This window comes from Haloferax prahovense DSM 18310 (genome assembly GCF_000336815.1).
GTDB classification, from domain to species: Archaea; Halobacteriota; Halobacteria; order Halobacteriales; family Haloferacaceae; genus Haloferax; species Haloferax prahovense.
On sequence record NZ_AOLG01000051.1, the window covers coordinates 1 to 14,312 of the forward strand.

The 14,312-nt window shown below is 65.9% G+C and carries 9 protein-coding genes; 3 read left to right on the forward strand and 6 right to left on the reverse strand.

The annotated features are described in order from the left end of the window. The first annotated feature begins 99 nt into the window (after nt 1-99). On the forward strand, nt 100-1,146 hold the full coding sequence (locus C457_RS14980) for a hypothetical protein (RefSeq protein ID WP_008095924.1): 1,047 nt from the start codon (nt 100-102) through the stop codon (nt 1,144-1,146). Between the two features lie 17 nt (nt 1,147-1,163). On the opposite strand, the gene C457_RS14985 is transcribed toward C457_RS14980, so the two are convergent. The 4 genes from C457_RS14985 to C457_RS15000 all read right to left on the reverse strand — a co-directional run bounded on the left by C457_RS14985 (nt 1,164) and on the right by C457_RS15000 (nt 4,418). After that, nucleotides 1,164-2,153 carry an AAA family ATPase gene (locus C457_RS14985; RefSeq protein ID WP_049913619.1) on the reverse strand — a complete coding sequence of 330 codons (990 nt, stop codon included), beginning with the start codon at nt 2,151-2,153 and terminating at the stop codon, nt 1,164-1,166. Nucleotides 2,154-2,267: 114 nt separating this feature from the next. After that, nucleotides 2,268-3,173: a DUF4350 domain-containing protein gene (locus tag C457_RS14990; RefSeq protein WP_008095927.1), complete on the reverse strand. Its 906-nt coding sequence runs from the start codon at nt 3,171-3,173 to the stop codon at nt 2,268-2,270. After that, on the reverse strand, nt 3,174-3,449 hold the full coding sequence (locus C457_RS14995) for a hypothetical protein (RefSeq protein WP_008095929.1): 276 nt from the start codon (nt 3,447-3,449) through the stop codon (nt 3,174-3,176). Between the two features lie 120 nt (nt 3,450-3,569). Then, the gene (locus C457_RS15000) at nt 3,570-4,418 is read right to left on the reverse strand and encodes a hypothetical protein (protein WP_008095932.1); all 849 of its coding nucleotides are present in this window, start codon (nt 4,416-4,418) and stop codon (nt 3,570-3,572) included. A gap of 242 nt (nt 4,419-4,660) precedes the next feature. On the opposite strand from C457_RS15000, the gene C457_RS15005 reads away from it, so the two are divergent. Further along, nucleotides 4,661-6,856 carry a S8 family serine peptidase gene (locus C457_RS15005; RefSeq protein ID WP_008095934.1) on the forward strand — a complete coding sequence of 732 codons (2,196 nt, stop codon included), beginning with the start codon at nt 4,661-4,663 and terminating at the stop codon, nt 6,854-6,856. A 9-nt stretch (nt 6,857-6,865) separates the two neighbouring features. Here the strand turns inward: C457_RS15005 and C457_RS15010 are convergent, their stop codons facing one another. Together C457_RS15010 and C457_RS15015 are read right to left on the reverse strand one after the other, a co-directional pair. After that, entirely contained in the window at nt 6,866-7,891 is a 1,026-nt protein-coding gene (locus tag C457_RS15010; protein WP_008095936.1) for a DUF1616 domain-containing protein, read from the reverse strand. 106 nt (nt 7,892-7,997) lie between these two features. Further along, complete coding sequence (locus tag C457_RS15015) at nt 7,998-8,489, reverse strand: hypothetical protein (protein ID WP_233514224.1); 492 nt, start codon at nt 8,487-8,489, stop codon at nt 7,998-8,000. A gap of 538 nt (nt 8,490-9,027) precedes the next feature. Here C457_RS15015 and C457_RS15020 point away from each other — a divergent pair. Beyond that, entirely contained in the window at nt 9,028-14,283 is a 5,256-nt protein-coding gene (locus C457_RS15020; RefSeq protein ID WP_239640761.1) for a CARDB domain-containing protein, read from the forward strand. The last annotated feature ends 29 nt before the right edge of the window (nt 14,284-14,312 follow it).

Consider the following 14,312-nt stretch of genomic DNA (forward strand, 5'->3'; position numbering starts at 1 on the left):
GCGCCATCAGAGATGTGTATAAGAGACAGCCTACGGGCTTCACCGCTACGAGCGCGTCGCCCTCGGCCTCGTGAGCGCGCCGGACGCGGGGGCGGAGCGATGAGCGCGGACAGCCCCTCGGACCGACCCGACCGCGAGTTGGCGAACGGCGAGACTCGCACCGTCGTTTCGGCCGCGGCTCGAGGCGACGGCGACGCCGGTCGGGGCGACACCGACGAGGCGACCCCCGACCGCGTCGAAGTCGCCGACCTCCGCCGCGAGAACGCCCGGCTCAGACAGCGCTACGAGGCGCTTCGAAGGGGTCGGTACCGACAGACCGCGACCGCGCTGGCCGCCCTGGGCGTCGCCGGCCTCCTCGGCGGTGCGGTCTTTCCGCCCGTCCGAGAGACGCTCGTCGTCCTCGGGGCTATCGGGCTGTTCGCCGCCGCGGTGACGCGGTATCTCAGCCCCGAGCGGTTCATCCCCGTCGGCGTCGGCTCGTCGGTGTTCGGCGCGCACGCGAGCAACCACGCCGCCGTCGTCGACGAACTCGGCCTGCAGGACACGATGGTCTACGTCCCCGACGCCGGCCGCGACGCCGTTCGGCTGTTCGTCCCGGAGCATCGCGGCTACGCGCTTCCCGACGCCGAGGCGCTCCGCGACACCTTCGTCGTCAGCGACGACGAACTGGCGCGCGGCGTCGCGTTCAACCCCAGCGGCGGCGGCCTGTTCGACGAGTTCGAGCGGAGCCTCGACGGCCCGCTCGGCGACGACCCCGAGACGCTCGCCCGACAGGCGACCGACGCCCTCGTGGAACTGTTCGAACTCGCCGAGACCGCGACCGCCGAGACGGACGCTGCAGACGGTCGCCTGACGGTCCGCGTCGAGGACTGCCGGTTCGGGTCGGCCGAGACGTTCGACACGCCCGTCGCGTCGTTCGTCGCCGTCGCCGTCGCCCACGGTCTCGACGCGCCGGTCGTCGCCGAGGTCGCCGCCGGCGAGGAGATGGACTTCGCCGTCACCTGCCGGTGGGACGTCGAAGACGACAAAATTGAGTCACCCGCGAGCGCGGCGTCGGAGGCCGAGAGTGAGGCCGAAGAATCTGTGACCGGTGAAACGGAAGCCGAAGACGCAGAAGCAGAGGCGGAAGCCGACGAGCGGCGATAGCCGTCGGCGGGTCGCGCTCAGTCGTCGTCGCCGGCGACGGAGGGCGTCGCCGACTCGTTGAGGTCGACTTCGGGCGTCGGAACGGTGTCGACGACCTCCTCGACGACCTCTCGCGGGTCGCGCCCGCTGATGTCCGCCTCGGTCCCGAGGACGAGGCGGTGCGACATGATGATTGGCGCGAGTCGCTTCACGTCGTCCGGAATCACGTAGTCGCGGCCGCGAATCGCCGCGGCGGCCTTGCCGGCCCGGAGGAACGCAAGCGAGGCGCGGGGCGACGCGCCGAAGTCGACCGCGGCGTGCGTCCGCGTCGCGCCGACGAGGTCGAGGATATAGTCGAACACTTTGTCGTCGACGTGCACGCCCGTGACGACCTGTCGGGCCTCCCCGATGTCGGCGTCGTCGATGACGTTCGAGATGTCCGAGGGCTTGAGCGACGGCGAGCGGTCGAAGCGTTCGAGAATCTCCCGCTCGTCGGCCCGCTCCGGGATTTCGACGACGACCTTGAACTGGAAGCGGTCGCGCTGGGCCTCCGGGAGGTTGAACGTCCCCTCGTACTCGATAGGGTTCTGCGTGGCGACGACCATGAACGGATAGGGGAGTTTGAGCGTCTCGCCCTCGATGGTCACCTGTCCCTCTTCCATCGCTTCGAGGAGGGCGGACTGCGTCTTCGGCGTCGCCCGGTTGATCTCGTCGGCGAGGACGACGTTCGAGAAGACCGGCCCCCGCTGGAGTTCGAACTCGCCGAGGTTCTCGCGGTAGATGTGGGTGCCCGTGATGTCCGCCGGCAGCACGTCGGGCGTCATCTGAATCCGCTGGTAGTCGAGGTTCGCGGCGTGGGCGAACAGGTTGGCGATGGTCGTCTTGGCCACGCCAGGAACCCCTTCGAGGAGGACGTGCCCGTTCGTCAGCAACGCGATGGTGAGCGCCTCTATCGCGTCTTCGTTCCCGACGAGGAGTTGTGACGTCTCGTCTAGGATGGCCTCGTAGACCTCTTCGGGAGCACTCATATACGAGACACTCAGAACGGCGACCACATATAACTGCGGTCTCGGTTCCCCGGCGAGCGAGCGGGCCAGACGAGCGGGTCGACGGAGCCGGACGGCCGCGGCCGCGACGACAGACTACGAGCGCCGGCCGCTGCGGGCGACGAGCGCGACCGCGCCGACGACGACCCCGCCGAACAGGAGTTGGAGTCCGCCGGAGCCCCGGAGCGCCCGGAGCGCGACCTGCAGCGGCGGGCGCTCCTCGGCGTGCGAGAAGTCCAACACGACGGTCGGCCGGTCGGCGACGAGCGCCTCGGCGAACGCCCGGTTGTCCGGCCGTTCGAGCATCGCGTTGATGAAGACGCTCGGGTCGCTCACGACGACCACGTCGCCCGCGCCGAGGCGCTCTGTGGTCACGACGGGGTGCGATTGGAGCGTCTCGCTCTCGTCGAGTTCGCCGTCGTCGTCGCGGTCGAGATACGAGAAGTTCGACGAGCGGACGAGGACGGTGCTTTCGTTTTCGGTCACCGTCGCCGGGTGGTTCAGCGTGAGTTGCGTCACGTCGCGGGTCAGCGGGTCCGCGGCGACGCGCGTCGCCACCGGGAGCGCCCCGGATTTGTACTGGTGGCGGTCGTCGCGGAGCGGCGTCTGATTGATGCGCGCCGACGCGCCCAGTCGGCCGAGCAGGTCGTTGCCGTGGGGTCTGAAGTCGTCGGCGACGACGACGGTCCCGCCGGCCCGGACGAACGCCTCGATGCGGTCGGCCTCGGCGTCGGTGTAGCCCCGCTCCGGCGAGATGACGAACGCGACGGTTCCCGCGGGGTCGACCTCGCCGTACTCGGTGGTGTTGTAGACGACTTCGGTCTCGGCACCCGCGTCCGATGCGACCCCACGGATTCCGGAGCCGCCGTCCCACGCGGCGTTGAACGCGCCGTAGGTGGACGACGAGGTGCTCGCGCCGACGCCGACACCGAGGAGCATCGTGACGAGGAGCGCCGCGGCCAAGAGGTGCGGGGAGCCGACCTCGCGTGAGCCGACGCGCACTCAGAACACCCCCGGTGGGAGGATGTCGAGGATGCGTCTGACCACGATGTAGCCGAAGACGACGAGGCCGCCGCCGATGAGCCACAGGAGCCGCCGCCGCCACGCGGGCGTCACCGCGACCGGCGCGGTGAGTTCGACGACGACGAGGAAACCGATGAGAGACACGACGAAGACCAGCTCGTACGAAAGCGAGTCGAGGAGGACCAAGACGAGGGTCGCGCCGAGCATCCAGGCGAGCTGGGCGCGGATGAACCGCTCGCGTCGTGCCGTTGCCATGTACGGTCGTGGACGGGGCGGGATAACTAAACTATCGCTTGTGGGGTCCGGTCAGGACGGGGGCGGTGTGAGGTGCGACTCGTCGGTGACGCGCGTGGCGAACGACACCGCGGTTCCCATTCAATCGGAGCGGGTTCTCACCCAGAAGCACAGCACTGCGGCGAGGAGCGAGCAGGCGGTGAGGAGTATCGATGGGCCGGGAACGGCCGTCTCAGTCGATTCCGTCGAGCGCTCGGTGGTGGCTCGTGTGGTCTCGTCCTGTCCGTCCGTCGTTGCGCTCGCCGTCGATGACGACGACGTCGCGGGCGAACTCGTGTTGTTCGCGTCCGTCCCGGAACTACCCATCGCCGAGACGGTCAACTCCCCACCTGTAGCGTCCGAGTCAGCATCGGAACCGCCACCGCCGTCTTGGGACGACGAACTATCATCGACCGTATCTGCTTCCGCGGTCGTCGTGGCGTTCGAACTCACCTCGCCGACGGCGAGACTCCCGTTCTCGACGGCGTCGATTCGGTAGCTGACACCCGCTTCGCTCCCGACGTCAGTCACGTTCACGCCGATTGGGGACGTCCCGTTCGCGCTGCCTTCGACGGTGACGGTCGCGATAGTGACGGACCCGGACTGCGACGTGTCGATGAGCGCGCCGTAGAGCCGAACTCGCGAACGCCCGTCGTCGTACGTGACCTCGTTCAGGCCGGGGTCGGGAACGAACGACGCGTTAGCGACGGACGCAATCGAACCGTTGACGCGGACGGTCAGGTCGACCGCGCCAACCCCGCCGCCGTCGAGGCCGCGGACCACGAGGTCGTAGGTCGTCGTCGACCCGACGTCCGTCTCTTGGGACGCCGGCGTCACGACGACCGAAACGTCGTCCTGCGCTGCCGCCACCCCCACGGGGGCGACGGCGAGGCTGGAACCGACGAGCACAAGCAGTCCGAGCGGAACGACGAGAGCCTGTCGAGTCGACATTCGAATTCGGTACCGGCGTGTTGAGAGTCGGACTACTTTTCTGTTCCGGGACCGGCGGCGAGCGGGACGCCGGGGTGCAGCCGTCGGCACGGAGTGTAATGTGAGTATGCCTGTTACACTATTCGGTCGACGAGTCGGCACGACCGATGGATGTTTTAGGCTTGTAGCCGGGATGGACACTACCTATCGAGTAAGATGCTCGCCGTCACAGCCGTGTTCCCACCCAGACGACTCTCGAAGAGATGATTCGAACGCAACGAGGGACACGGGCCGTCGTCGTCGGCATCGTGTTCTGTCTCCTCCTGAGCGCGACGCTCGCGCCGGTCTCGAAAGCGGCGCTCCCCACAACTGACGTCGACTCAGTGGGACCCGAACGCAGTACGGCCGCGGCGACCGTCTCCGACTCCGCGAATAACACGACTGCATCCGACAACGGAACGACCGGGAGCGACGTTCTCTCGGGCGTCGCGGCGTATCGACTATCGCGCGCGGAGTCGGACGAACTCGTCCCGGTAATCCTCGTCTTCGACGACCAGTCGCGCGACGGGGGCGGTCGCAACGACACGACGACGCGCGCACAAATCAGAGCGACGACCAACCGGACGCAGTCCGACGTGCGCGAATTCCTCGACGCTCGGCGGGCGAACGGGACCGTTGCGGACGTGAAACCCTTCTGGACTCGAAACGCACTCGCAGTCGAGGCGACGCCCGCTGTCGTGCGGACGCTCGGCGGGATGCCGAACGTGTCCGCGATTCACTACGACAGGCCGATTTACGCGACCGGATCGGTGTCGCCGAGCGTCTCCGCGTATCTGGACTCGCTGTCCGCGTACGGTGAGACGGTCCGACCCGACAGCGTTCAGCGCGCGACGAGCGGAACGGAGTCGTGGAGCGTCAAATCCATCGGCGCCGACGCGGTACAGGAGCGCGGAATCACCGGTACGGGCGCGAACGTCAGCGTCATCGACAGCGGCATCGACGACAGCCACCCGGCGCTCCGCGGGCAGGTCGTTCGGTGGCAGGACTTCGTCGGCGACTCGTCGCAGCCGTTCGACCCGTGGGGCCACGGCACGCACGTCGCGGGGACGGTCGCCGGGAGGACAGACGCGAACAGATCGGTCGGTGTCGCACCCGGCGCACGGCTGTTCGGCGCGCGCGCCCTCAACGCCGACGGACAGGGCAGTATGTCGGACGTGATGGCGGCGATGGAGTGGAGCGCCGAGAACCACGCGGACGTGGTCTCCGCGAGTCTCGGTGCTAGTCCGTTCCCGCTCGAGTACCGCGGGGAACGGGGGGTCCGGCCGAACGAGACCGGAACCGCGGACATCGAACTCTACGCGAACGGCTCCGGCGTGTACCAGACCAACGCGAAGTACGACGGGTTCAAACCGGCGTACGTCTACGTGCTCGTCGAACCGACGCGGGTCGGCGGCGAGCAGATACAGAGCGACGAGCGGCGCGCCGAGGTCATGCGGAACCTCTCGGTGACGCTTCGAGACCCCGCGGGCGAAACCCCGCTCAGAGGCGTCGATGCGGGGTGGTGGTTCGCTGACGGGCGCGTGCCGGCACAAATCGCGTACCAGAGATTCACACCCCGGAACGGGACCGCAATCGAAACCCCCGGGAACTGGTCGCTCGACGTCGAGAACGACCACCCCGAGTCGGTGTCGTATCGGTACCGAACGACGGCGTACTACCCGTCGAACGGGAGCGACCAGTTCTCTCGGTACGTCGACTCGCTCGTGACGACGACGGACACAGTCGCGGTCATCTCGGCCGGCAACGCCGGGTTGCTCGGGAACCGCTCCGTGGCGAGCCCCGGCGCTTCGGCGGGGGCGATTACCGTCGGTGCGTCACGGCAGACAGCGTCCGACGTGACCTCGTTTTCGAGCCGCGGCCCGGTCGGGTTCGGGGCTGACCGGCGACCCGGCATCGACCTCATCGCCCCCGGTGAGAACGTCACGTCCGCGTACTCGACGTCACAGACCGACGAGGCCGAACCGTACGTCACCCGCGACGGGACGTCGATGGCGGCCCCGCACGTGAGCGGCACGGTCGCGCTTCTTCTCGACGCGAACCCGAACGCGACTCGCTCCGACGTGACCCGGGTGCTCCGGTCGACGGCGCGACCGCTCCCGCAGACAGCGCCGACCGTCGGCGCGGGGATGCTCGACACGTGGAGCGCGGTCAACGAAACGGCCGAGCTGCCACCCTCCGTGACGACCGAAACAGCGCCACCGACCGACCCCGACGGTGACGGCCGCTACGAGGACGTCAACGGAGACGGCAACGTAACGCTCGCCGACGTGCAGACGCTGTTCGCCCACCGCAACGCTGGGGCGGTCGAAGACAGTCAGGAGGCGTTCGATTTCTCCGGGAACGGCCGCGTCAACGTCGTGGACGTGCAGGCGCTGTTCGCGGCCGTCCGAGAAAACTAGTGGGGCCGGTCAGGACGATTCGGAATTCGAGTCGGTGACGTTCACCCAGAGGTGGACCGCTTGGGCGGCGTTTTCGGCCGTCGGCTCCGCGGGTGCCGTTCCCTCGTACAGGAGGTAGGTGAGTCGGAGCCGGTCGCCGGTCATCGTCGGCGTGACCGCGTGCTCGGTCCGCCACGTCGAATCGGCGTCGACCGACGGTCGATACCGCGTGAGAGACTCGCGTTCGAGGACCGTCGTGGTGTTGTTGGCGACCCGAACGCGCTGGAGCTGTGAGACGACGACGTAGTCGGTTTGCGTCCCCTCGTGATTACCGACGACGACGGTAAGCGGCGTCGGCTCCCCCGCGGTGAACTCAGTCGGGTAGTCCTCCGCGGCGAGTTGCCCGGACTGGTTCTCCGTCAGCACGTACACCTCGGAGAACGACTCCCCGGACCCGGGAGCGGCGACCATGTATCCGCCGACCCCGACGGCGACCGCGAGGCAGAGCACCAACACGACGGCGAACGCCGCGTCGGTCCGCGACCCGGACGAGAAGGGGTTCGGGCCATCCGGGAGACTGGACCGGACCGTGACGCCGAAACGTTCGCCCTCGGGGAGGGCAGCCCGCCGACGCGACCCGACGACCGCGGCAACGACCGTCAACGCCCCGATGGACACGACGATTGGAACGAGTCGAAGCCCCCACGGCGTGAAGTTGAGGAGAAGCCCGAGAAGCGAGACGACGGCGATGCTCGTCCCGAACGAGAGCGCGACCCGCTCGATACCGTCGATTCCCGTCCGGTCGGCCGCGTCGGCGTCTCCGTCCGCGGCAACTGACGGCCCAGCCTCGGGAAACAACGCGGCGATAACTGCGTAGCCGGGGACGAAAAGCACGCACGGGAGGCCGAGCACGATTCGGAGCGGGGTGTCGCGAACGCCGGGAACGGTGACCGCACCGCAGGTGAGGACGACTACCACCACGACCGCGAGCAGGTCCGCGGGAGTAGTGCGAACCGAGCGTGGGACGAACGACAGCCAGTCCGTATCGGAGGGCATCGGCTATGGGTGCGACAAGGACTCACTAAAAGCGGTCGGTCTCACCGACTGTCGTGCCCGGGGCCTCGGCGGTCCAGACGTGAGACGAACCCACCGAATCAGTTACTTACGCGTCTTCCGCGCGCGAGAGTGTGTCCAGCACTTTGAGCGAGAGTTCGTTCGCAGAGAGCTCACCGTCTTGGTAGTCGGCGAACCACGACGACTTCGCGTGCCACGTTCCGAAGCGAGACTCGGGGCTGTCCATGACGATTGCGTTCAGGCGTTCGGCCTCCCAGCCGTTTGCGACGCGATTGAAGAAGCCGCCGGCGATCGTGCCGATTTCCCCGCCGACTTCCTCGTACTGCGCTTCGTTCGAGACGTACGTGAGTTCCACCGTGTTCGCCGGCGGTTGCGGGAGGAGTTCGACGATGGATATCTCCTCTTGTTGGAGGAACGCCCGAAACTCGTCCGCCTGCTCGGCGTACGGTGAGGGCGTTTTCGTCGGGAGCGCCGTCGTCGTGGTTGACTGGGTCGACGCCTCCGTGTCGGACTCCTGCGCACAGCCGGCAGTTCCGACGACCATCGCAGAGAACGCAGTAAGGAACCGGCGTCTTCGCATATGCTACTCACAAGACTACCCGCCTTCTTTAATGTGACCACGGTCACAAAACAGCCAGACCGTTGGTCGGTTTGGATGAGTGTCAATACAGCCGGACGGTATTATTCGGGTATATGTCTCTGAATAAAATCATGGTCGATACAGAAGTATTTTATCTCTCCTATCAGATGAACATACCATGAGGCCTACGACCAGCAACAGGACTAAACTCTTGAGTTTAGTTCTGACGGGGGTTGTGGTTCTATCCATGGTGGTAGGGCCCGTTAGCGCGAGCACCCTCGCCTCAGAAGATGCATCGGCCTCACTCAGCGGAGGGGGTTCCGTTCCGATCGACGGAGCAACGACACCCGCGGTGAGTGACGAGTTGAAGATAGACGCCGGAGAGAACGTCTCCGTGTGGCAGTATTCACTACTGACACTCCGGCCAAATAATCCAGCAGCGTCGAGTGAATTTGTCACACTCGACGACGTCCCGTACATCAGCCACGAGATACGGAACACGAATATCTTCGTCGGGACGAGCGACCTGGAAACCAGTTTGGACAAAAATCGAATCTACGTCTTCAACAAGACGGAGATCACCGCGACCTTCAATCCGGGCAAAGCCGGAAAGAGCAGCGTGGTCGACGGGGAGAAAGTCCAGTTGGTCGCTGTCCGCCTGAAGGAGGGCGCGAAGCAACCGGGTGGCATCAGCGATATCGGCAACCTGCTCACGACGAGCGAAGACACGAACGCCGAAATCGTTCGCAAGTTCACGGGGGAGAGCGGAGAGCAGAACTTCAAATTCACCCCCGACAAGTCCGGACAGTACATCTTCGCGACGGTTCTCGTCGAAAACAGCACCGACCCGGGTCTGGTGCAGGGCTCCTCGGCCGGTAACCTCACCGCCGAAGGGAACGTGACGGTCGTCGGCTTCGACCACTTCCTCGTGCAGGACGGTCGGTCGACGGTGACGCCGCCGGAAGTCGCCGCGGTCGGCAACGACGTGAACGTCGACGTCGACGCGTCGAACCTGGGCACGGACGACGTTTCGCACACGACGATTCTCCTGAACGAGTCGGTCCTCGGCGACCAGCAGCAGACGATTCAGCTCAACGGGAGCGAAGTCGAGGAGATTCAGTCGTCCATCGACCGAATCGAGGGAGCGACCGACGTGAAGCCCGGAACGAACTTCGCCGGGAGCACGCTTCCCGCGAGCCGCTACAACGGGAACACGAACATCGTCTCGCTGCTCTCGCGGCTCGCCGGTGAAGACAGCGTGACCCAGACCGACGACACGGTCATCTACACGAGTATCAACGGAACCGTCGGCGGACCGAAGGAGACGGTCACGCTTCGCACGACCGAGAACTTCACGCCGGGTAACTACTCTGTCGTTCACTTCGCGACCGCACAGAACGGCACGGCGACGCTGAGCAACAAGGCGACCGTCCAGCTCGTCGACGGCGTCCAGCTCAACATCGAGCCGAGCGCGGTCGAAATCCAGCAGGGAGACAGCGTCACGCTCAACGTCACCCGAGCGGACACCGGCGACCGCGTCGCTGGTGCGAACGTGACCTACAACGGCAAGACGTTCACGACCGATTCGAACGGTCAGGTGACGTTCACGCCCGTCGAGTCCGGAACCGCGACGGTCACGAAAGAGCCGTCGGACGGAACCGCGTACATCTCGTCGAGCGTCGACCTGTACGTCATCACGCCGGAAATCCAACTCACCGACTACAACGTCTCGTCGACGTCGGTGACGACGGACGAGACGGTGACGGTCAACGCGACCATCGAGAACACCGACTACTTCGGTGGAAACTTCACGGTCGACCTCAAGCGTGACGGCCAGACCGTCGAGTCGAAGACGGTGTTCGTCGACGAAGGCGAGACCGTCGTCGAGCAGTTCGAACTGAGCTTCGACACGCCGGGCACGTACGATGTGACGGTCAACGAAGCGCCGCCGACGGCCATCGAGGTCAGCGGCGTCCCGGACATCGTCTACTCGAACCTCACGGTTCCGAGCCAAGTCTCGCCCGGGGATACGACCGTCGTCAGCGCCGACATCCGTAACAACGGGACCGGCACCGGCGAGTACAACGCGTCGCTCGTCATCGACCGCCAGACCGTCGAGTGGATGAACGGCACACTCACACCCGACGAATCCACGACGGTCACCTTCGAGAAGGAACTCGGACCCGGCACGTACCAGATCGCGGTCGACGGGCTTCCCGCCCAGACCGTGACGGTCGACAAACCGGCGAACCTCGAGTACTCGAACCAGCAGGTCAACGAGACCGAAATCGGACTCGAGGACGCGGTCAACGTGAGCGCGACGGTCACGAACACCGGCGACGTGTCGGACACGTTCACCGCCACGCTCTCGGTCGACGACGAAATCACACAGACGAAGGCTGTGACGCTCGACGGGGGCGAATCGAAGACGGTCTCGTTCACCGTCTCCGGTCTCGAACTCGGTGAGCACACGGTCCGCATCGGCGACCTCTCGCCCGAGACGGTCACCGTGAAGGCACCGGACATCACGCCGACGCTGTCGGTCGAGACGAACGTCACGAAAGGCGTCGTGCCGGTCAACGCGACGGTGAAGAACCGCGGTAACGTCGAGGCGACGGGCGTCGACGTAATCGTGGAGGCGAAAGCCGACAACGGTGGGTCCTGGGAAGAACTCACCAGTCGGTCGGTCGACCTCGCCGCGGGCGAGTCGGTCGATATCAACACGACGCTCGCACGCGTGGACGCGCGGAACTACTCCGTTCGCGTCATCGCCGACCCGGCTGACGAAATCGCCGAGGCGAGCGAGACGAACAACGAGGTCAGCGCACGCGTCACCGGCGGTCCGCTCGCGAAGGGCTACGTCAAGCTGCCCGACGGGAGCGCCGCCGTGGACGACCTCGTCTACACAAGCCGCACGAACCCCGGCAACGAGTCGTGGTTCGTCGGACAGACGTTCACCGACGAGAATGGTCGGTTCCTCGTGCCGGTCGTCAACGGAACCGCACAGACGATTGCGTACGTGCAGGACGAAGCGAGCGGCTGGAGCGGCGACCACCCGCGCGACGGGTCGCCCGACATCTACTCGCTCCACACGACGCGCGGAACCGAGCGGGTTCTGAACGTCGGGAACACGACGCTCCCCGACGCCGGCCTGCTGAACGTCACCGTCGTCGACCAAGACGGTGACCCCGTGGAGAACGCGACGATTGCGGTCCACCACAACAACGACGGCACCCGCTCGGGTGTCGCGTACAAGTCCAACGCCGACGGGCTCCTCCCGGCCGGTGAAGGCGACAAGACCGGTATCGAGGTCCGCGGCGACATGGAAGTCCGTGTCACGCCGCCGGAGAACGACCGGTTCGTCAACCGGACGTACTGGCAGAACCTCACGGTCGACACGAGCGGCGCGAACCTCACCTTCCGCCTCGCGGAGGGTGCTGACCTCTCGCCCGAACTCGACGTCGAACAGCAACAGCGGTTCAACGACGGCGTGAACGCCTCCGTGACCGTCTCGAACGACGGTCTCGTCAACGTCTCGAACGCGACGGTCAACCTGACCGTCGAGGCCGCAAACGGTGCCACGGAGACGTACACGAAGTACACCGGCAACCTCTCCGACAGCACCGACGCGCCGAACAACGAGACGACGCTCAGCTACGACCTGACCGAGTTCGCCAGCGAGGAACTCCTCGGAACCCTCGCACAGGGTAACGCGCGGGTGACCGCGACGGTCGACCCGGCGAACGAGATTCCCGAGACGGACGAGACGAACAACCAGGTCGTCAACTCCACGCGCGTGGTCTACGCCGACCCGGCGGTCCGTATCCAGGGACAGAGCACGGTGCTCCAGAGCCAGAGCGCGACACTCGTCGTGTTCACGAAGAACAACGGTACCGCGCCGACCGGTGAGTTCAACGTGACCGTCGACTACGACGACGGGACGACGGAGAACATCACCATCGGAAACCTCGGCGTCCAACAGCCCAACACGACGCGCGTCACCCACAGCTTCGCGACGGGTGGCGACAAGGTCGTGACCGCGAGCGTCTCCGACGGCGTCCCGTTCGACAACAACGAGTCGACGAAGAACGTCACGGTGAAGCCGTACACGCTGAGCATCGATGACGAGGACGTCTCGGTGCCCTCGACGGTCGTGAACAACTCGACCGTCACCGTCCTCGCCGAGTTCGACGCGAACTACCCCTCGGACGTCAACGCGACGGTTTCGCTCCCCGCGGGGCTCGAACTCGTCGACGGACAGCGCGCTGAGAAACAGGTCCGGTCGTCGGCAAAGGGCGGTTCGGTTGCGTGGAAGGTCCGCGGCAACACGACCGCCGACATCGACGACGCGCAGCTAGACGTCACCGTCGAAGCGTTCGGCCAGAGCGACACGGCGTCCGCGACGACGAACGTCACGGTGCCGAAGGTCCGCTACACGACGACGAACGCGACGACGCTCGAGTCCGCGGGCGAGACGCAGTCGCTCGCACTCAACATCTCGGACGCGACGACCTACGAGCACACCCTCAACGTGACTGTGCAGTCCGGGACGGACGGACGGACGCTTCAGGGTCTCGAATACCTGTTCTCCTACCCCTACTGGTGTGTCGAACAGACGACGACCCAGATGATGTCCGCGCTCCGGACCGACCAGTACTACCGCAACGGTGACCTCCCGAGCAACTACGACCGCGACCGTGCGAACAGCACGATTAGCGCGGGTATCAGCAAGCTCGCCGATGAGGACACGCCCGGTGCGTACGTCAACATCTCCCAGCACGACAACGGCGCGTGGAGCATGTACGGCAACAACCCGCGCGGTGACCTGTTCTACACCATCTACGCCCTGCAGGGCGTGAGCGCCGTCTCCGACGACACGGTGCAGAGCAGTCGCACGGACGTGAACAAGAGTCTGCAAAACATCAACCAGAGCGGTGCGGTGCTCTGGCTGGCAGACAAACAGCGCAACAACGGACGTGTCCGCCCGAGCGGGTACTTCCTCCGCGACGACACCTCCGCGACCGCCTACACGACGGTCGCAATCGACCGCGCTGGCGACGACCTCAACGCGACCGCACAGACGGCCGCCAACGAGTTCAGCGTCGACGCAGCGGTCTACCTCATCGAACAGCAGAACGGCGACGGAAGCTGGGAAGCCGGTTCGAGAGAAGCGCAGGCAACCGCCTACGCGGTGCAGGCGCTCGCAGCGGTCAACGACAGCGACACCCTCTGGACGCAGGTCAACAACGAACTGAGTTCGGGTAACGTGTCGATGGCCCTCGACAGCGGTGTCCAGTGGCTCGCGGCGAACCAGCGGGAAGACGGTTCCTGGGCTGGTTACACGAACTCGCCGTACTGGAGCAACACCGGTGAGAAGGCCCGCGCGACGGGCAACGCGATCATCGCGTTGAACGCCGCGGAGGGCTACACGGCGGCGAGCAACGATACCGTCTCCGACGGTGTCGGCTACCTCGTCAGCATCTACCAGCAGGGTGGCTCCTTCGGTAACACGCGTGCGACCGGCGTCGCAATCGACGCTCTCACCACGGCGGACCAGCGGAACGCTGGTGCGCAGACGGTGACGGTCGAAATTAACTCGACCTTCACGGAGGACGTCACCGTCGACGGCAACACGCCGACGGCCACGGTGTCCTTCACGACTGACGAACTCGAGACGCTTCGTGAGACCGGTACTATCACGCTGACCGTCGAGAACTCGACTCAGACTCCAGTCGTTGTCGGTGCCGAGTCCGAACAGCTCGTCAACGAACAAGAGTACGAGGACACCAACTGAGGAGAAACGATGACACGAAAACTTTCAAC

What these genes read in the sequence shown, in the direction of transcription:
- C457_RS14995 (WP_008095929.1), bottom strand. Translation starts at nt 3,449, where the DNA reads ATGGCAACGGCACGACGCGAGCGGTTCATCCGCGCCCAGCTCGCCTGG.
- C457_RS15000 (WP_008095932.1), bottom strand. Translation starts at nt 4,418, where the DNA reads ATGTCGACTCGACAGGCTCTCGTCGTTCCGCTCGGACTGCTTGTGCTC.
- C457_RS15010 (WP_008095936.1), bottom strand. Translation starts at nt 7,891, where the DNA reads ATGCCCTCCGATACGGACTGGCTGTCGTTCGTCCCACGCTCGGTTCGC.
- C457_RS15015 (WP_233514224.1), bottom strand. Translation starts at nt 8,489, where the DNA reads ATGCGAAGACGCCGGTTCCTTACTGCGTTCTCTGCGATGGTCGTCGGA.
- C457_RS14980 (WP_008095924.1), top strand. Translation starts at nt 100, where the DNA reads ATGAGCGCGGACAGCCCCTCGGACCGACCCGACCGCGAGTTGGCGAAC.
- C457_RS15005 (WP_008095934.1), top strand. Translation starts at nt 4,661, where the DNA reads ATGATTCGAACGCAACGAGGGACACGGGCCGTCGTCGTCGGCATCGTG.
- C457_RS14985 (WP_049913619.1), bottom strand. Translation starts at nt 2,153, where the DNA reads ATGAGTGCTCCCGAAGAGGTCTACGAGGCCATCCTAGACGAGACGTCA.